The following is a 17,780-nucleotide window of genomic DNA, read 5'->3' as shown; positions in this document are numbered from 1 at the left end:
GTGAATATCCCGTTGCCCCGGAGGAACGAAGTCGATCAAGCTTGCGGGCATGAGCGCACGACTGCGGGGGATCGCGAAGCAGACCGAGGACATCGTCGAGGCGGGCCGCTACCGGGCCCCCGGCGGCCGGACGGTGTCCATCGAGGCGGAGCTGACGGCGGCGCTGGAAGGCACCCGGCTCCATGGACCCGAACCCGTTGAGGTGACCCCGGACACCGACCGCGCCACCGCCGTGGAGGTCACCGACGAGAGCAGTCTCGTCGCCGCCCGCAGGCTCGTCCGGGCCGACGCGGCCCCGGTCGCGGTCCTCAGCTTCGCCTCCGCCCGCAACCCCGGCGGCGGCTATCTCAACGGCGCCCAGGCCCAGGAGGAGGCGCTCTGCCGGGCCTCCGCCCTCTACACCACCCTGCTGCGCGTGCCGGAGTACTACGCCCACCACCGGGCCGAGCGGGACGCCTTCTACACGGACCGGGTGATCCACTCACCCGGCGTGCCGGTCTTCCGCGACGACCGCGGCGAGCTCCTGGACGAGCCGTTCACGGTCGGCTTCCTCACCTCGCCCGCGCCCAACGCGGGGGTCGTCCGCCGGCAGACCCCGCGGCTCGCCCACCGGATCCCGGCCGTCCTCGCCGCACGCGCCGAACGGGTCCTGGAGACGGCCGTGGCGGGCGGCTACCGGCGGCTCGTCCTCGGGGCCTGGGGCTGCGGCGTCTTCCAGAACGACCCGGCCGAGGTCGCGACCGCCTTCCGGACACTGCTCACGGACGGAGGCCGCTTCGCGGGCCACTTCGACGAGACCGTCTTCGCGATCCTCGACCGGACGGCGGCCGCGACGACCCTGGGCGCGTTCCGCCGGGTCTTCGCGGACGCGTAAGGAGCGGCGCCGGGCGGGGGCAGCGCTGGGCGGGCGGCGGGTGCGGGGCGGGCGCGGGCCGGCCGTAAGCGGCTGGATGGCCCAGTCCGCCGAGCGCGCCGCCGGCCGGTCCACGAGGCTCGGGCCATGGCCCCCGCGACACCCTCACGTACCACCGTCGTCCTGACCGCGCTGCTCGCGCTCCTGCCCGCGCTCCTGTGGGGCGCCGCCCAGCCGGCCGCCGCCAGCGAGGAGCCGCCGCCCCGGCGCACCGTCTCCGCCTGGCTGCCCTACTGGGACCAGGAGGCCGCCTACCAGAACGCCCTGCGCCACGCCGACCAGCTGCACACCGTCAGCCCGTTCTGGTACGAGACGAAAGCCGCCGACCGGATCGACCCGCACCCCGGCGCGGGCGAGCGGCTCGTCATCGACGGCCTCCATCGGGCCGGTATCGACGTCGTGCCCACCGTCATGGAGACCCTGCCCCCGGGAGCCCTCGCCGCCGTCGTCACAGACCCGACCCGGCGCGCCGTCCACGCGGACGCCCTCCTCGCCACGGCCGTCAGCCGCGACTACGACGGGCTCGACCTGGACTACGAATCCCTCGCGACCACCGGCGACGCCACGTACGCGGCCGTACGGGACGGATACGCGGCCCTGGTCACGGACGTCTGCGCCCGCCTGCACGCGCTCGACAAGACCTGCGTCGTCACCGTCATGCCGAAGACCGCGACCACCGGCCGCGTCTGGGACTACGCCACCTTCGGGAAGGTCGCCGACCGGGTGCGGATCATGGGGTACAACCTGCACTGGGCGGGTGGAGCCCCCGGCCCGCTGTCCACTCCCCGGTGGTACGACGAGATGCTGCGCACCGCCACGGCGCTGGTCCCGCCCGAGCGGATCGAGGTCGGCCTGCCCGCCTACGGCTGGGACTGGCCCCCCGCCGCCGCCCGCACCAGTGAGGACACTCCTCCCGCCGGCACCCGCACCACTACCGGCACCGGTGCCGCTCCCGTCGACACCCGCACCCGCGACGCCGACGGCACCGGCGCCGCGCACGTCACCTGGAAGGAGGCCGAGGCGCTGCGCCGGGCGCACCACATCCCGTACCGGCTCGACCCCGCCTCCAGCACCCCGCACTTCACCTACCGCGACGGGGACCGCACCCGTGAGGTCTGGTACCAGGACGCCCGCGGCGTCGCCGGCCATCTGCCCGTACTGCGCCGGTACGGTGTCGTCCACACCGCGCTGTGGGCGCTGAACTTCGAGGACCCGGCGCTCTGGCCGGTCCTCGCCCAGGGCGCGCCCCGCGCCTGACATGCGCCGTTCGTACCCGCGTGCGAGGCTGAAGACGGCCCAGTGTCCCAGTGTCCGATCCGCTACAGGAGGCACGATCGTGGGCAGGAAACAGACTCGGGTGAACCACGGCGCCCGCACGGGCGGCCATGAGCACAAGACCGCGGCGACGGCGAAGGAACAGGCCGGCAGGCCGGCCGTGGGCGAGCCCCCACGCCCGCTCCTGCCGCAGTCCTCGCAGAAGAAGGAGCGCAGGTTCGGCCACAACTGACCACCGGCCGACCCCACCGGGCTCCCGCCCGTGACGGGAGCCCGACGCCACCGGAGCCCGACGCCACCAGGGCCCGACGCCACCAGGGCCCGACGCCACCAGGGCCCGACGCACCACACGGCGCCGGGCCCCGGCCGCACGCCCACGGGCGGCGCCGCGCTACTCCTCGTCGTCGCCGATCGTGATCTTCTCCGTCCGGGGAGCGGGCGGAGCGGCACCGCTCACCGCGGGCGGCCCGGCCGGCGGCCCGCCCAACGGGCCGGCCGCACCCGGATTCATCGTCGACAGCAACTGCCGGGCGAGACCGAGCCCGGTCCCTCCCATGGTCAGCGCCTTGGCGAACATCTCCGCCATGCCGTCGGCGCCGTTCAGCAGCACCATCTGGTCCACGTTGCCGAAGGCGGACGCGCCCGCCTCGACGATCTCCGGCCACCGCTCGGCCAACTGCTGCGCCACCACGGCCTCCTGGTTCTCGGCCAGCGCCGCCGCACGCGCCTTGATCGCCTCCGCCTCCGCGAGCCCCTTGGCCCGGGTCGCCTCGGCGATCGCCAACCCCTTCGCCTGCTGGGCCGCCGCCTCCGCCTCGCCGGTCAACCGGGTCGCCGTCGCCCGCGCGGCGCTCGCCAGCTCGGTCTCCTTCGCCTCGGCCTGCGCCGCCGAGATCCGTGCGTCACGCTCCGCGTCGGCCCGCGTGCGGGTCTCGTACGCCTTGGCGTCCGCGGGCTTGCGGACCTCCGCCTGAAGCTGCTGCTCCTTGCGGTGCGCCTCAAGCTCGGCGACCCGGGTCTCCTGGACGACGACCTCCTGACGTGCCCCGGCCTCCGCCAGCGGACCCGCCTGCCGGGCCTTCGCGGACGCCTGGTCCCGCTCGGCCTGGTAGCCGGCCTGCAGGATCTCGCTGTCCCGGGTGGCCTCCGACATCCGGGCCGCCGCCTGCTGTTCGGCCTCGGTCGCGCGCCGGTTGGCCTCCGCCTGCGCGATCCGGGCGTCCCGCTGGACGGCCGCCGCGTGCGGCGCGGCCAGGTTCTTGATGTACCCCGTCGGGTCCTCGATCTCGTGGATCTGCAGCGAGTCGACGATCAGGCCGAGCTTCTCCATCTCCGTGCCGCAGGCCGAACGCGCCTGCCCGGTCAGCTTCTCCCGGTCACGGATCATGTCCTCGACCGTCAACCCGCCCACGATGGCGCGCAGATGACCGGCGAAGACGATGTGCACGCGCTCCGACATCAGCTTCTGCTGGTCGAGGAAGCGGCGTGCCGCGTTGGCGATCGACACGAAGTCGTCGCCGACCTTGAAGATCACCACACCGCGGACCTTGAGCGGAATGCCCTGGTGGGTGACGCACTCGACCTGCAGCTGGGTCTCGTTGAGGTCGAGCGACAGCTTCCGTACCGCCTGGACGCCCGGCAGCACGAGGGTGCCGCGCCCGGTGACGATCCGGAAGCCCATGCCTTCGCCGAGCCCCTCCATCTTGTGGTTCGAGCCGGAGATGATCAGTGCTTCATTGGGTTCCGCGACGCGCCACATCAGTTTGAACAGTGCGATGAGTACGACGACGGCGCCGATCGCGCCGCCCGCCAGGATGGCGATGCCCATGGGCAGCTCCCCCTTCACCGGAGCCGTGCGGACCCGGTGAAGGGAGTGTGCGCCCAGCGCGCCCGGTGCTCAATGGATCGGTCAGCCGTCGTACGCGGCTGTGACATAGACGGTGCGTGGAGGGAGATGTTCCACGACCATCACGACCGTTCCGGGTTCGATCCGGTCCTTCGCGGCGGCGGGATACGCGAGGAAGTGCTCGGCCCCGCCGCGGATCCGGACGATGACCTCGCCGACGAGACCCGGCCCGACGGTGCCGGTCACCCGGCCGAGCAATCCCACCATCGAGACGTCGTCCATGAACAGAAGGTACGTCAGATCCAGCCCTCCAGCGCGGTCATGAACCCGTCGAAGTCGTCCCGGTGGATGGTGTGTCCGGCGCCGACGACCGTACGGAGCGTGAAACCGCGCTTCTCGAGCATCCGGGCGTCCTCGGGGGAGACCAGCATGCTCGGGTCGGCGAGGGTGATCAGCGAGGGGACCAGCGGCGCGACCGGCCACATGTCCCGCCCGGCGAACTCCACCAGACCGTGGGCCGTCCGCTCGTCCCACAGCCGGACCGTCTCGATCTCGATGTCGAGATCGTCCTCCGCCCAGCGGGGGTTGAAGCTCCGGATGTGCTCGCGGGTGAGGAGCTTCGCCCGCGAGAAGAACTCGGGGCGGTAGCCGTTCTCCCCGGCCGGCAGGTGCCAGGCCGGGTCCGAGTAGACCACCCGGCGCGGTGCGAGCCGCTCCACCGCGGCGGCCAGGGTCAGACCGCCGAGGGAGTGCCCGACGGCCAACTCGGCCCCGGACGGCAGGGTTTCGACCAGATCGTCGGCGTAGTCCCGCGGGGTGTACCCCGCGGGGCCCTCGGCGCGGCCGCTGGCGCCGTGGCCGCGCAGGTCCACGGCGATCACCCGGTAGCCGCGCTCGGCCAGGGCCGGCCCGACCCGCCGCCAGGTGCGGTGGTCGGCCATGATCCCGTGGATCAGCAGCGCGACCCGGTCACCGGATCCCCAGGTGGTGGTGTGCAGCCGCACGGTGATGCCTTTCGGGAAGGGGCGCCGCTTGCTCAGCGCACGGTACGGATCGGGCGCACGGCGAGCGCCCCGAGGACCGACAGTACGGCCGCGACCACGAACAGGGCCGTGTATCCGCCACTCGCCGAGACGACGAGCGAGGCGACGAAGGGGGCTACGATCTGCGGCCCGGCGTTGGCGACGTTGAGCACCCCCATGTCGCGGGCCGCGTCCTCTGCCTTCGGCAGGACCATGGTGACCAGCGCCGTGTCCACGGCCATGTAGCAGCCGAAGCCGAGGCCGTTGAGGACGGAGAAGACGAGCATCGCGGTCCAGCTGGTCGAGACGGCCGGGACGACCAGCGCGACGGCGGCGAGCGCGGCGGAGGCGCCGACGAAGAGCTTGCGGCGGTCGTAGCGGTCGGAGAGCCAGCCGCCGAGCACGGTCGAGACCACCATCGCGACCGCGTTCAGGGGCATCAGGATCGCCACCGCCTCCTCGGCCGCGAGCCCGGCCGGCAGCTCCGTGTGGTCCTTGAGGATGTACAGCTGGAAGCCGGCGACCGCGAAGTAGCCGAGCACCAGCAGCGCGCGGCCGATGAACGCCCAGCGGAAGTCGTGGTCCTTGAGCGCGCTGCCGAAGGCGGCGATCTGGGTCCTGACCGGCAGCGGCGCCTTGGCGGGCATCCGTTCCTCACGGGCGCAGGCGGTGAAGAGCACGGCGGCGGCCGCGACGATCACGCCGAAGACGAGATAGCCGGTGCGGTAGTTCTCCGAGAAGGCCGCGCCCAGCAGGGCGCCGATGACGGAGCCGATGGGCAGGCCGAGGCCGACGGCCGCCGAGGCCTTGCCGCGCGAGGCCGTCGGGACCCGGTCGGGCACGACCGAGGTGATGGCGGCCTGGTAGATGTTCATGACGGCCTGGCCCAGACACCAGGCGATCATGACCAGCAGGATCGTGTGGACGCTGCCGAGCAGGAACATCACCGGTATCGCCAGCAGGCCGCCCGTGAGGATCCACGGGTTGCGGCGCCCCGAGCGGTCCGAGAGCGCGCCGGCCACCGGGTTGAAGACGGTCGCGAAGATGGCGGAGACGCCGGACACCAGGCCGAAGTTGGCCACTTTGTCGGCGGGGTCGATGTCCTCGATCTGGAGCGCGAGGAGCATGCCGGGAACGCCGACGTACAGCGCGTACATCGCCGTGTTGCCGGTGAGCAGCAGGGGCAGCAGCCCACGGGTCGGCGGCCGGCCGGTCGGGGAAGAGCCGGATCCGGGGCGGGAACCGGGACCGGTGCCCGCACCGGTGCCGGCACCGGTCGGGGAGGAGGAAAGGGCCACATTGCCCTCCTGAGGGAGATCGCCCGATGCGGGGGCGAGAGCGGGAAGGGGAAGGGGAAAGCCGAGAGTTGACACGTGTCAGTGACACGCGTCAACACTGTGTAGCATTCACTTCAGGCCATCCGCCAGACCCTGGGCGGGATCGGTCTGGAAAGATGCCGGAGCGATGAGGAAGCCAACCGAACAGTCCGCCGAACGTCCCGTACCGACCAGCGCCGATGTCGCGCGGCTCGCGGGCGTGTCCAGGGCCACCGTGTCGTACGTGCTCAACAACACCGCGGCCGTACGGATCAGCGAGCCGACCCGTCGGCGCGTCCGGGAGGCGGCCGAGGAGCTGGGGTACGTCCCGCACGCCGCCGCCCGCAGCCTGCGCGCCGGCCACAGCCGGATGGTCCTCCTGCCCACGGCCCATGTGCCGATCGGCCCGCTCTACAGCCAGTTCTTCAACGAACTCCAGTGGGCGCTGCGCAGGCTCGACTACACCGTGGTGCAGTACGGCAGCCTCGGCCTGGAGGCGGACGAGGCGGCCCGCGCCTGGGCGGAACTGCGCCCGGTCGCGGTGGTCTCCCTCGGTCACGTCCAGCTGACCCCGCAAGGCGTGGAGATCCTCAAGCGCTCCGGCGCCAAGGCCGTGATCACCATCGGCTCGGAGCGCGTGGAGGGCGCGCACGCCCTGGTCATGGACCAGGGGAGGGTGGGCCGGGTCGCCGCCGAGCACCTGGCCGCGGTGGGACGGCGCCGGATCGGCGTGGTCGTCCCCGAGGAGCCGGGCCTGGAGATGTTCGCCGAACCCCGCCTCGCGGGCGCCCGGCAGGCGGTCGCGGGGACCGGCGCCACCGTCGTACCGCTGCCCCTGCGCTACGAGGAGGATTCGGCGAACGAGCTGGCCGGACGCTGGCGCGCACTCGGCCTCGACGCCGTCTTCGCGTACAACGACGAGTACGCGATGCTGCTCATGCGGGCCCTGCAGGACGCGGGGATCTCCGTCCCCGAGGAGACGGCGGTCGTCGGCTCGGACGATCTGCTGCTCGGACGGCTGCTGCGGCCCCGGCTGAGCACGGTCCGGATCGACATGGTGATCGGCCGCCACCTCGCGGAGCTGGTCGACAACGCGGTGCGCGACCCGGAGTCCGTACCGGAGGAACGCGATCTGCTGGCCTCGCGAGTCGTCCGGCGCGAGTCCAGCTGAGCGCTTAGCGTCGAAGCATGAGCAGAGTTCCCCAGCGTTTCGAGATCCTGCTGGTCCCCCAGCACGTCGAGGACCGTGGCGGCGCCTCCGTGGAGGACACGGCGGTACGGTCCGCGGTGGTCGAGGCCACGGGCCGACAGGGGGCGTCGGGCTATCCGCGCTACGAAGGCCACGGCATCGTCGCCGACATCGACCCCGAGACCCGCACGGTCGAGGCGCTCCTGGTCGACGGCCGTGAGCTGGACTACGGCCTCACGGCGCTGATCCGCCGGGACTGAGCCCGCGTCGGCCGGCCTCGTCGGCTGTACTCACCATCCATCGCTCCCCGGGCCGTTGACAGGAAGCGCGCGCCGGGCGGAGACTCGGCGACGCACGATACCGAAGGATTATTCACCAGGCGAACACCTTCGTTCGAAGGGCACGTCGTCACGTGGGAGAGAACCGATGAGCATCCGCGACGTCTACATCGTCGACGCCGTTCGTACGCCGATCGGCAAGTTCGGAGGCGCCCTCTCCTCCGTACGCCCCGACGACCTCGCCGCCCATGTGGTCAAGGCGCTCGTGGACCGCACCCCCGACCTCGATCCGGCCCGGATCGACGACGTCTACCTCGGCGACGCCAACGGCGCGGGCGAGGACAACCGCGACGTGGCCCGCATGGCCGTCCTGCTCGCGGGGCTCCCCACCTCCGTCCCCGGCGTGACCGTCAACCGCCTGTGCGGCTCGGGGCTCGAAGCCGTGATCCAGGCCGCCCGGGCCGTCGCGCTCGGCGACGCCTCCGTCGCGATCGCCGGCGGCGTCGAGTCGATGTCCCGCGCCCCCTGGGTCCTGCAGAAGCCCGAACGCGCCTTCCCCGCCGGCCACCAGCAGCTGCACTCCACGACGCTGGGCTGGCGCATGACCAACCCGCGGATGCCCGCCGAGTGGACGGTCGCGCTCGGCGAGGGCGCGGAACTCGTCGCCGACAAGCACGCCCTCACCCGCGAGCGGCAGGACGTCTTCGCCCTGGCCAGCCACCGGAAGGCGGCCGAGGCGTGGGCGAAGGGGCTCTACGACGACGAGGTCGTACCGTACGACGGCGTGGACCTCGCCCGTGACGAGTGCATCCGCGACACCACCTCCCTCGAGGCGCTCGGCCGCCTGAAGCCCTCCTTCCGCCCGGAGGGCGGCACGGTCACGGCGGGCAACGCGTCGCCGCTCAACGACGGCGCCGCGGCCCTGCTCCTCGTCGACGAGGAGGGGCTGCGGGAGACCGGGCGCGAGCCGCTCGCCCGGATCCGCGCCTCCGCCGTCACCGGCATCGAGCCCCAGCTCTTCGGACTCGGCCCGGTCGAGGCGGTGCGCCGCGCGCTGGAGAAGGCGGGCCGGTCCTTCGCCGACCTGACGACCTTCGAGCTGAACGAGGCGTTCGCCGCCCAGGCCCTCGGCTGCCTCGCCGAGTGGCCGGAACTCGACCCCGAGATCGTCAATCCCCGTGGCGGCGCGATCGCCCTCGGCCACCCGCTCGGCGCCTCCGGCGCGCGGCTCGCCGGCTCGGTGGCCCACCAGCTCGCCGCCGCGGGCTCGGGCACGGGCCTCGCGGCGCTGTGCATCGGGGTCGGCCAGGGCATCGCGCTGGTCCTGGAACGCTGACGCCGAAGGGGCGGTACGGGTGATTCCCGTACCGCCCCTTCGAGCTGGTCACCGGCGCTCATCCGGTGTCACCAGGCCGCTGTCACCGGCGCTCACCGCGCCGACGCGCCGACCGGCGGTGGATCACGGCTGCTTCGCGGCCTCGATGGACTTGCGTACCTCGTCCATGTCGAGCTTGCGCGCCTGACCGATCACGTCCTCGAGCGCCGCCTCCGGCAGCGCCCCGGGCTGGGCGAAGACGGCCACGTTCTCCCGGACGATCATGAGCGTCGGAATCGAGCGGATCTCGAACGCGGCGGCCAGCTCCTGCTGCGCCTCGGTGTCGACCTTCGCGAAGACGAGGTCCTCGTGACGCTGTGACGCCGCTTCGAAGACCGGCGCGAACTGGCGGCAGGGACCGCACCAGGAAGCCCAGAAGTCGATCAGAACGAAGTCGTTGTCACTCACGATCTGGTCGAAGTTTTCCTTGGTGAGCTCAACAGTGCTCATGCTTTACCTCTCCGGGTCTCCTGGCGGGTGTCCTCACGGTCCCCTCGGGACTCGCCCCGCACAACGGCGTATCGAGCCGCGCTATTCCGACCGCGGCACCGAGCGCGTACGACCGTCGCACCGAGCGTGCACGGCCGCACCTGCCCCTGTGGCCACCGCGTACACCTGCCGCCAGACTGGGCCCCATGACGCGAGCGGTGGAGCACGACTACGACGTGGTGGTCCTGGGAGCGGGACCGGTCGGCGAGAACGTGGTGGACCGGGCCAGGGCGGCCGGGCTGAGCGTGGCGGTGGTGGAGAGCGAACTGGTCGGCGGCGAGTGCTCGTACTGGGCGTGCATGCCCAGCAAGGCGCTGCTCCGCCCGGCCATCGCCCGCTCCGACGCCGGCAAGGTGCCGGGCCTGAGGCAACTGGTCCAGGGGCCGCTGGACGCGGCCGCGGTCCTCGCCCACCGCGACTATTACGTCTCGGACTGGAAGGACGACGGCGCCGTGGGCTGGCTCGCCTCCACCGGCGCCCACCTCTACCGCGGCCACGGCCGCCTGAGCGGCGCCCGCAGGGTCGCGGTCGAGAGCCCCGAGGGCGAGCGGCACCTGCTGACCGCCCGGCACGCCGTCGCCGTCTGCACCGGAACGCGCGCCGCGCTGCCGGAGCTTCCCGGCCTCTCCGGGGCCCGCCCGTGGACCAGCAGGGAGGCCACCAGCGCCCACCGCGTCCCGGACCGGCTCGTCGTCGTGGGCGGGGGAGTGGTCGCGGCGGAGATGGCGACCGCCTGGCAGGCGCTCGGCTCCCACGTCACGGTCCTGGTACGGGGCAAGGGGCTGCTGCCCCGGATGGAGCCCTTCGTCGGCGAGCACATCGCGGACGCCCTCACCGAGCGCGGCGGCGACGTCCGTACCGGCACCTCGGTCGCCGCGGTGGTACGGGACGGGGGGACCGGACCGGTCACCGTGGTCCTCGAGGGCGGCGACCATGTCGACGGGGACGAGGTGCTGTTCGCGACCGGCCGCACCCCGCGCACCGAGGACATCGGCCTGGAGACCGTCGGTCTGGAGCCCGGCTCCTGGCTGCCCGTGGACGACAGCCTCCGCGTCGACGGCAGCGACTGGCTCTACGCCGTCGGGGACGTCAACCACCGTGCCCTGATGACCCATCAGGGGAAGTACCAGGCGAGGATCGCCGGCGCCGCGATCGCCGCCCGCGCGGCCGGCGGCTCCGCCCTGGAGACCGACCGCTGGGGCGCGCACGCGGCGACCGCCGACCACGCCGCCGTACCCCAGGTCGTCTTCACCGACCCGGAGGCCGCGTCGGTCGGCCTCTCCTTCGCCGAGGCCGAGCGCGCGGGCCACCGTGCCCGCGCCGTCGACCTCGACCTCTCGGCCGTGGCGGGCGCGGGCCTGTACGCCGACGGCTACCGAGGGCAGGCCCGTATGGTCGTCGACCTCGACCGCGAGACCGTCCTCGGCGTCACCCTCGTCGGGCCGGGCATCGGCGAACTGCTCCACTCGGCGACGATCGCCGTCGCCGGAGAGGTGCCGATCGAACGGCTCTGGCACGCCGTCCCGGCGTACCCGACGCTGAGCGAGGCCTGGTTGAGGCTCCTGGAGGCGTACCGGGACGGCACGGGCACGTCATGAGCGGCACGGGCACGCGTACGGGCACGCCATGAGCGCCGGGGCGCCGCGGCTGAGCAACGACTACGACGGGCCGTGCGCCGTCTGCGGGGCCGTGGTGCCGGCCGGAACGGGCGTGCTCCGGCACGGCCCGAGCGGCGGCTGGCAGGTCTTCCACCCCGAGCACGTGCGGGAACCGGGCCCGCCGCCCCGTCGGGACCTGCCGGGCTGGCACCGCCGCCGCCTGATGGCGCTGGACATCGCGACCACCGGCAACAGGGCGGCGGTGGACCGTGTGCTCACGGCCGCCGTCCGGGTCAGCGACGGCACGAGCCGTGACTGGATGTTGGATCCTGGATCCAATGTCCTTTCCGTGGCGCCCGGCAAGGGGCACGGCGTCACGATCGAGCGCGCCCACGCGGAAGGTGTGCCCGCGCCGCGGGCGCTGGAGGAACTGGCGACCGTGCTCACCGACCACCTGGCCTCGAAGGAGCTCCTGGTCGTCTGGTTCGCCCCGCACGTACTGACCCTGCTCCACGCCGAGTTCCTGCGCCATGGGGTGACCCCGCCGGCCGACCGCCTCCCGGGCGGCCTGGCCCCGGTCTGCGACCCGCTCGTCCTGGACCGCCACGCCGATCGATACCGGCCGGGCCGGCGCTCCCTGGAAGCCGTCACCGCGTGGTACGGCGTCCCGCACGAGAGCCCGGGCGACGCGGCCTCCGACGCCGCGGCCACGCTCCTCCTCGCCCAGGTCATCGGCGCGTCCTACCCCGCGCTGGCACGGCTGTCCCGCCCCGTGCTCCACGCCGAGCAGGTCCTCTGGCACGCGGACCAGTCCCGCCATCACCGTGACCCGCTGGACTGGCCGTTCACGGCGGTCGAGCCCCAGCCGTGGCAGGACCCGCCGCCCGCCGCCTGAGCGGAGGGAGCGGGGGAGCGGGCTCCTCGCCGCAGGCCGCTTCACGCCCTCGGGATCAGGCGTGCCGCCGCCGCGCGGGCCGTCTCCAGGGCCGGGCGTGGGTCCCGCCCGGACTCCTGGCCCAGCACCACCCGCGTACTCAACCCGTCGAGCAGTGCGAGGAGTTCGGAGGCGCGCGCGGTCGCCTCGGCCGCGTCGAGCGGGGCGAAACGGGCCTGCGCCACACCCTTGGCGAGCAGCGCCTCCAGGTCGTCCTGCCAGCCGCGGTCGAGATCGCGCTGGGCCTCGCGCAGGGAGTCGTTGGCCGGGGTGCGGGCCCAGAGTTCGATCCACAGCATCCACCGCGGGTCGCGTGGGCCGCGCGGGAGGTAGAGCCGGAGGAAGAGGTCCAGTTTGCGCTCGGCGGTCAGCCGCTGGGACAGCAGCGCCCTGCGTTCCTCGGCCAGCGCCGCCTCGCTCCAGCGCAGGGCGGCGAGCAGCAGCAGGTCCTTGCTGCCGAAGTAGTACAGGATGTGGCCGCCGCTCGTGCCGAGACGTTCCGCGAGCGCCGACATGGTGAGCGCGGCCAGGCCGTCCTCGGCGATGGCGGACATGGCCTCCTCGAGCATGCGCTCCTGGGTGATGTGCCCGTCGCGCCGCCGTGCTGCCCCTGCCACCCGCTCCGCCTTCCTCGCCGCCCGTACCGACGGTCACGACTCTACGGGGTGTCCCCGTAACCGCAGGCCGCCGAGGTCTTGACGCAGCGGCCACTTCTCCCACATCTTGAATGCCGTTCTAACTTCTAGAACGGCATTCAAACTCTGGGGAGTGGGCATGGCGCAACAGACGCGCGCGGCGGACGTCGGCCGCGACGAGGTCTTCCAGGTCGAGGGCCACGGCATCGACCCCATCCCGGACGCCGAACGGCACGGCAGCGCCAAGGACGTCTTCTGGCTCTGGTTCGGCTCCAACCTGACCTTCACCTACGTGATCAACGGCGCCCTCGCCGTCGCCTTCGGCCTCTCCTTCTGGCAGGCCACCGCCGTCGTGGTCATCGGCGGCCTGTCCTTCTTCGTCATCGGCGCCGCAGGACTCAGCGGCGTCCGCACCGGAACCGCCACCCTCGTCATCTCCCGCGCCGCCTTCGGCGTCCTCGGCAACTGGCCCGCAGGGCTCCTCAACTGGGTCGTCTCCATCGGCTACACGATCGTCAACACCGTCGTCGGCACCCTCGCCCTGGAAGCCCTCCTCGCCGACCTCGGCTGGGGCGGCGGCCACACCGCCCGCGCCCTCGCGCTGGCCGTGACCCTCGCGCTGACCTTCGCCGTCGCCCTCTGGGGCCACGCCACCGTCCAGTTCGCCGAACGCTGGATGGCCTACGCCCTCGTCCTCGGCTTCGCCGCCCTGCTGGTCTTCGTCCTGCCCGGCGCCGACACCGCCGCCCCCGCCGCCGGGCCCGGAGCCTCCGGCTGGAGCCTCGCCTTCGTCGTGATGCTCGCCGGCCCCTTCTCGTACCTCCCGATGCCCGCCGACTACACCCGCTACCTCCCGCGCACCACCTCCCTGCGGGCCCTCACCTGGAACGGCGGGCTCGGCGGCTTCCTCTCCTCCGTCGCCCTCGGCGTCGCGGGCGTCGCCGCCGCCACCCAGGCCGACATGACGGACGCGGTCGCGGGCGCCGAAGGACTGCTCCCCGGCTGGTTCCAGCCGCTCTTCCTCGCCCTGGTCCTCGGCGGCTCGGTCACCAACTCGATCATCACGCTCTACTCCTCCAGCCTGAACCTCCAGGTGCTCGGCATCCCCTGGAGCCGCGCCCGCGCCATCGTGATCAGTGCCGCCGTCACCGCGACCGGTTCGCTCGGCGCCCTCTTCCTCGCCGACTTCACCACCTCGCTGCTCTCCTTCCTCTCCCTCCTGATCATCGTCTTCGCGCCCTGGGGCGGCGTCTTCCTCGCCGACATGGTCCTGCGCCGCTGCACGTACGCGTCCGGTGCTCTGCACGCGGGCCCCGCCGGCGCCTACTGGTACCGCGGCGGATGGCACCCCGCCGGTATCGCGGCCCTGCTCTCCGGCATGGTCTTCGCCGCGCTCACCTGCGACTCGGAACTCTGGACCGGACCACTCGTCGCCCCGCTCGGCGGCGCCGACCTCACCCTCCTGGGCGCGGCGGTCTCGGCGCTCGTGTACGTCCTCCTCGCGCGCCGCGCCGTCACACCGGCGCCGACCCTCGATGCCCCCGCCCAGCCCTGACGCGCCCGCACGCCCGGGAAACGCCCGGCATGTCCGCACGCCCCGAACCCCCCGCACGCCCCGAACGCCCGAACCTCCGCACGTCCGCACGACAAGGAAGCTCCGCATGAACAGCAGTCCCCCCGCCGACCTCGTCCTCATCGGCGCCCGGATCCACACCGTCGACCCCGCACTCCCCGAGGCCGAGGCGCTCGCCGTGCGCGACGGCCGGATCGTCTGGCTCGGCGCGGCCGCCGACGCGGCGGCCTGGACCGGCCCCGGCACCCGGATCGTCGACGCGGGCGGACGGCTCGTCCTCCCCGGCTTCATCGACGCCCACAACCATGTGCGCCTGGGCTCCGACGACGCCTGCGTCCAGCTCGCCGGGGCGCGGAGCCTCGAAGCGATCCACGAGCGGATCGTCGCCTGGCGGGCGGCCCACCCCGACGCCGAGTGGATCGAGGCCGAGGCCTTCGACTACTCGGCGATCCCCGGCGGCCGCATGCCCACCGCCGCCGACCTCGACCCGGTCACCGGCGACACCCCCGCCCTTGTCCTCAGCTACGACGTGCACACCGCGTGGCTCAACACCGCCGCCCTGCACCGGCTCGGCATCCGGAAGGGCCGCACGAGCCTGCCGTTCGGCGAGGCCGCCACCGACCCCGAGACCGGCGAACCGACCGGATTCGTCAAGGACTTCGCCGTCAAGGGCCTCTCCCGGGACGGCCACCGTGCCCTGCGCGAGCTGGGCGTGCCCTGGGCCGCGCCGGAGCGCCAGTACGGCAGGCTCGTCAAGAGCCTCGACGACGCCATCGGTTACGGGATCACCACCGTCGTCGAGCCCCAGAACTCGCTCGACGACCTCGCCCTCTTCGAGCGCGCCCGCGCCGAGGGCCGGCTCCGCTCCCGGATCGTCGCGGCCCTGTTCCACCCGCGCGGCACGACCGGAACCGACCTGGACGCGTTCGCGGCGGCGGCGGGGACGTACGCCGACGACCGGCTGCGCGTAGGACCGCTCAAGCTCTACATCGACGACGTCGTCGAACCCCGTACGGCCGCGCTCCTGGAGCCGTACGCGGGCTGCGGCCACCACCGCGGCGACACCTTCTACCCGCCGGAGGAGTTCGCCGAGCTCCTCGCCCGCCTCGACGCGCGCGGCTTCCAGTGCTTCGTCCACGCCACCGGCGACCGCGGGATCCGCACGGTGCTCGACGCCGTGGCCCACGCCCGTAGGGTCAACGGGCCGCGCGACGCCCGCCATCAGATCGTCCACGTCGAATGCCTCGACCCGGCCGACACCCCGCGCTTCGCCGAGCTCGGCGTGGTCGCCTGCATGCAGCCCCGGCACGCCGCCCCGGACATCGCGGGCCCGGGCCAGGACTGGGCGGAGAACATCGGTCAGGACCGCTGGCACAAGGCATGGCCCCTTCGCAGCCTGCACACGGCGGGAGCCGTCCTCGCCCTGTCCAGCGATTGGAACGTCGCCGAGATGGACCCCATGGTCGGCATCTACACCGCCGTCACCCGCCGCCCGCTGAACGGCGGCGGGGAGCCCTGGACACCGGGGGAGACGATCGACGTCGCCACCGCCGTCGAGGGCTACACGATGGGGTCGGCGTACGCGAACTTCCTGGAGAACGAACGCGGTTCGCTGAGCGTCGGCAAACTCGCCGACTTCGTCGTCCTCTCCCGGGACATCCTCCGCATCGACCCGGAGGACATCCCCGGCACGGTGGCCGAGACGGTCGTGGTCGGCGGCGAGGTGGTCCATACACGAGCGGACGCCTGAGCCCGCGCCCGAGCCGCCGACCGTGGCCGGCCGTGACCGGGCCGCCGCGCGGGAGGCCATCACCGTCACCGCCCGGCGGACCGGCCCGCCGCGGGAGTCACTCGGGCGTCTCCCCGGCCATCGCGGCCGCAAGGCGCAGGTGCGGTGCGGCGTCGGCGGCCCGGCCCTGCCGTTCCAGCGTGCGGCCGAGCATCAGCCGGGCGTAGTACTCCACCGGGTCGCGCTCCAGTACGGCGCGCAGCTCGGTCTCCGCACGGGTGAGCTGCGCGGAGTGGTAGTAGGCGCGGGCGAGCAGCAGGCGCTGGGCGGTCTGCGCGGGGTGCTCGGCGACCAGGCCGCGCAGGATGCGGGCGGCCGTCAGGTACTCCTTGGCGTCGAAGAACAGCCGGGCGCGGTCCCAGCGCTCGCCGGCCGTGCCGAACTCGTAGTACGTCTCGTCCACTTGCTCTCCCTCGCCGTCTGCCCCGAAAGGGGCCCCGTCCGCGCCGTCCGGTGGGGCCGGCACCTGCGTGAACATTCCCATATGGTTGAACATTCCACTATTATTTTCGCGTGGGCACACCCCACCTCGTGCTCGGACAGGAATATGTTGAGCGCCATGAGCAATCTTGATCGTGAGGCGTCCCTCACCGTCTGCGGCGGTCGCGGTTTCGTCGTCGCCGAGCCGGTACGGGAACTCCTCAGCCCCCGCCACGTCCGGCTCGGCGAATCGACGGAGGTCCGCCGCCTGCTCCCCAACCTGGGCCGCCGCATGGTGGGGGCCTGGGCCTTCGTCGACCACTACGGCCCCGACGACATCGCGGACGAGCCGGGCATGCAGGTCCCGCCGCACCCGCACATGGGGCTCCAGACGGTGAGCTGGCTCCACGAGGGCGAGGTCCTGCACCGCGACAGCACGGGCAGCCTCCAGACGGTACGCCCCCGGGAGCTGGGCCTGATGACCTCGGGCCGGGCGATCTCCCACTCCGAGGAGAGCCTGAAGTCCCACGCGCGCTTCCTCCACGGCGCGCAGCTCTGGGTGGCGCTCCCGGACGCCCACCGCCACGTCGAACCGCACTTCCAGCACCACGCGAGCCTCCCGCAGGTCACGGCCCCCGGCCTCACGGCCACGGTGATCCTCGGCGCCCTCGACGGCGCGGTGTCCCCGGGCACCACCTACAGCCCCCTGATCGGCGCCGACCTGACCCTCGCGGCGGGCGCGGAGGCGAACCTCCCCCTGGAGCCGGACTTCGAGTACGCGGTCCTGTCGATGTCGGGCGAGGCCCACGTCGACGGCGTCCCGGTCCTCCCCGGCTCGATGCTCTACCTCGGCTGCGGCCGCACGGAACTCCCCCTGCGCGCGGTCTCGGACGCCGGCCTGATGCTCCTGGGCGGAGAGCCGTTCGAGGAGGAGATCGTCATGTTCTGGAACTGGATCGGACGGTCACACGACGACATCGCCCAGGCCCGCGAGGACTGGATGAACGGCACCCGCTTCGGCGAGGTCAAGGGCTACGACGGCGCTCCGCTTCCGGCCCCCGAGCTGCCACCGACGCACCTGAAACCGCGGGGAAGGGTGCGCTGACCTGCTGGTTCTTGAGCAGAGAA

General features: G+C 73.0%; 18 protein-coding genes. 11 read left to right on the top strand and 7 right to left on the bottom strand.

The features are described 5' to 3' along the window. Positions 1–49: 49 nt before the first annotated feature. The 3 genes from ACF06X_RS06385 (at position 50) to ACF06X_RS06375 (ending at position 2,420) form a co-directional block, all read left to right on the top strand. Positions 50–874 (top strand): TIGR02452 family protein, encoded by an 825-nt coding sequence (locus ACF06X_RS06385; RefSeq protein ID WP_392286064.1) that lies wholly within the window; start codon positions 50–52, stop codon positions 872–874. Positions 875–1,000: 126 nt separating this feature from the next. Beyond that, positions 1,001–2,170 carry a glycosyl hydrolase family 18 protein gene (locus ACF06X_RS06380; protein ID WP_392286063.1) on the top strand — a complete coding sequence of 390 codons (1,170 nt, stop codon included), beginning with the start codon at positions 1,001–1,003 and terminating at the stop codon, positions 2,168–2,170. A 79-nt stretch (positions 2,171–2,249) separates the two neighbouring features. After that, positions 2,250–2,420: a hypothetical protein gene (locus ACF06X_RS06375; RefSeq protein ID WP_392286062.1), complete on the top strand. Its 171-nt coding sequence runs from the start codon at positions 2,250–2,252 to the stop codon at positions 2,418–2,420. Between the two features lie 159 nt (positions 2,421–2,579). On the opposite strand, the gene ACF06X_RS06370 is transcribed toward ACF06X_RS06375, so the two are convergent. The 4 genes from ACF06X_RS06370 to ACF06X_RS06355 all read right to left on the bottom strand — a co-directional run bounded on the left by ACF06X_RS06370 (position 2,580) and on the right by ACF06X_RS06355 (position 6,354). Then, positions 2,580–4,016, bottom strand: coding sequence for a flotillin family protein (locus tag ACF06X_RS06370; RefSeq protein ID WP_392286061.1), 1,437 nt, complete (start codon positions 4,014–4,016; stop codon positions 2,580–2,582). A gap of 81 nt (positions 4,017–4,097) precedes the next feature. Further along, the gene (locus tag ACF06X_RS06365) at positions 4,098–4,322 is read right to left on the bottom strand and encodes a hypothetical protein (RefSeq protein ID WP_392286869.1); all 225 of its coding nucleotides are present in this window, start codon (positions 4,320–4,322) and stop codon (positions 4,098–4,100) included. 8 nt (positions 4,323–4,330) lie between these two features. Beyond that, positions 4,331–5,038: an alpha/beta fold hydrolase gene (locus tag ACF06X_RS06360; RefSeq protein WP_392286060.1), complete on the bottom strand. Its 708-nt coding sequence runs from the start codon at positions 5,036–5,038 to the stop codon at positions 4,331–4,333. Between the two features lie 32 nt (positions 5,039–5,070). Then, entirely contained in the window at positions 5,071–6,354 is a 1,284-nt protein-coding gene (locus tag ACF06X_RS06355) for an MFS transporter (protein WP_392286059.1), read from the bottom strand. 166 nt (positions 6,355–6,520) lie between these two features. Here ACF06X_RS06355 and ACF06X_RS06350 point away from each other — a divergent pair, with 166 nt between their 5' ends. From ACF06X_RS06350 to ACF06X_RS06340, 3 genes are all read left to right on the top strand, one after another. Next, positions 6,521–7,543 (top strand): LacI family DNA-binding transcriptional regulator, encoded by a 1,023-nt coding sequence (locus tag ACF06X_RS06350; protein ID WP_392286058.1) that lies wholly within the window; start codon positions 6,521–6,523, stop codon positions 7,541–7,543. A gap of 17 nt (positions 7,544–7,560) precedes the next feature. Beyond that, positions 7,561–7,821, top strand: a complete 261-nt coding sequence (locus ACF06X_RS06345; protein ID WP_392286057.1) for a hypothetical protein — start codon at positions 7,561–7,563, stop codon at positions 7,819–7,821. Between the two features lie 166 nt (positions 7,822–7,987). Further along, positions 7,988–9,175 carry a thiolase family protein gene (locus tag ACF06X_RS06340; protein ID WP_392286056.1) on the top strand — a complete coding sequence of 396 codons (1,188 nt, stop codon included), beginning with the start codon at positions 7,988–7,990 and terminating at the stop codon, positions 9,173–9,175. A 123-nt stretch (positions 9,176–9,298) separates the two neighbouring features. On the opposite strand, the gene trxA is transcribed toward ACF06X_RS06340, so the two are convergent. Next, the gene (gene trxA, locus ACF06X_RS06335) at positions 9,299–9,664 is read right to left on the bottom strand and encodes a thioredoxin (RefSeq protein WP_392286055.1); all 366 of its coding nucleotides are present in this window, start codon (positions 9,662–9,664) and stop codon (positions 9,299–9,301) included. A gap of 185 nt (positions 9,665–9,849) precedes the next feature. On the opposite strand from trxA, the gene ACF06X_RS06330 reads away from it, so the two are divergent. Both ACF06X_RS06330 and ACF06X_RS06325 read left to right on the top strand, forming a co-directional pair. Beyond that, complete coding sequence (locus ACF06X_RS06330; RefSeq protein ID WP_392286054.1) at positions 9,850–11,301, top strand: dihydrolipoyl dehydrogenase family protein; 1,452 nt, start codon at positions 9,850–9,852, stop codon at positions 11,299–11,301. Between the two features lie 28 nt (positions 11,302–11,329). Continuing rightward, positions 11,330–12,196 (top strand): 3'-5' exonuclease, encoded by an 867-nt coding sequence (locus ACF06X_RS06325; RefSeq protein ID WP_392286053.1) that lies wholly within the window; start codon positions 11,330–11,332, stop codon positions 12,194–12,196. A gap of 41 nt (positions 12,197–12,237) precedes the next feature. On the opposite strand, the gene ACF06X_RS06320 is transcribed toward ACF06X_RS06325, so the two are convergent. Further along, on the bottom strand, positions 12,238–12,852 hold the full coding sequence (locus tag ACF06X_RS06320) for a TetR/AcrR family transcriptional regulator (protein ID WP_392286052.1): 615 nt from the start codon (positions 12,850–12,852) through the stop codon (positions 12,238–12,240). A 157-nt stretch (positions 12,853–13,009) separates the two neighbouring features. Here ACF06X_RS06320 and ACF06X_RS06315 point away from each other — a divergent pair, with 157 nt between their 5' ends. Next, positions 13,010–14,425 carry a purine-cytosine permease family protein gene (locus ACF06X_RS06315; RefSeq protein ID WP_392286051.1) on the top strand — a complete coding sequence of 472 codons (1,416 nt, stop codon included), beginning with the start codon at positions 13,010–13,012 and terminating at the stop codon, positions 14,423–14,425. Between the two features lie 106 nt (positions 14,426–14,531). Beyond that, a complete protein-coding gene (locus ACF06X_RS06310; RefSeq protein ID WP_392286050.1) occupies positions 14,532–16,193 on the top strand; it encodes an amidohydrolase in 1,662 nt (553 codons plus the stop codon). A 97-nt stretch (positions 16,194–16,290) separates the two neighbouring features. Here the strand turns inward: ACF06X_RS06310 and ACF06X_RS06305 are convergent, their stop codons facing one another. Beyond that, on the bottom strand, positions 16,291–16,635 hold the full coding sequence (locus ACF06X_RS06305; RefSeq protein WP_392286049.1) for a tetratricopeptide repeat protein: 345 nt from the start codon (positions 16,633–16,635) through the stop codon (positions 16,291–16,293). 156 nt (positions 16,636–16,791) lie between these two features. On the opposite strand from ACF06X_RS06305, the gene ACF06X_RS06300 reads away from it, so the two are divergent. After that, complete coding sequence (locus ACF06X_RS06300) at positions 16,792–17,757, top strand: pirin family protein (RefSeq protein ID WP_392286048.1); 966 nt, start codon at positions 16,792–16,794, stop codon at positions 17,755–17,757. The last annotated feature ends 23 nt before the right edge of the window (positions 17,758–17,780 follow it).

The sequence above is a fragment of the Streptomyces sp. NPDC015346 genome (genome assembly GCF_043078785.1).
Taxonomy (GTDB): domain Bacteria; phylum Actinomycetota; class Actinomycetes; order Streptomycetales; family Streptomycetaceae; genus Streptomyces.
This window is presented reverse-complemented; position numbering and strand designations above follow the sequence as displayed.